The sequence below is a fragment of the Cupriavidus sp. 01L45 genome (assembly GCF_056399885.1).
Map to the genome: position 1 here is coordinate 1 of NZ_JBFTSG010000186.1, position 395 is coordinate 395.

The following is a 395-nucleotide window of genomic DNA, read 5'->3' on the forward strand; positions in this document are numbered from 1 at the left end:
GCGAACTTGCCGCGAACTTACCGTCTTGCAACGCATCCTGGAACCAGTAGCAAAAGGCACGCGCCTGGACCGCGCCGCGCGAGAAGCCGAACACCGACACGGACACGAACGGGATCCGGGGCAGCCGCTTGACATCGAGCCTGGCCCGCAGCTTCTTCGACAGTTCCTGCGTGAGCGGCACGAGCCAGTCCTTGCGCTTGCGCGGCGGGTCCTCCGGGTCGGGCCGCTGCTGGTGGTCGATGCGCCGCTCGTAGTCCTTGATCTTCGCGGCGATCTCGTCATCGGTCATCATGGACTGACCGCTAAAAGCCGCTCGGTGCACGGCGTTGTAGATCTGCAGCAGGCCCCACAGGATGCGGGCCTGCCCGCCGGCGGCGAAGGCCCGCCCGTAGGTG

1 pseudogene is annotated in these 395 nt (G+C 66.8%); it reads right to left on the reverse strand.

What is annotated here, in order from left to right:
- Positions 1–395 (reverse strand): annotated as a pseudogene (locus AC1DT6_RS40645) (DUF2235 domain-containing protein); the annotation flags it as partial.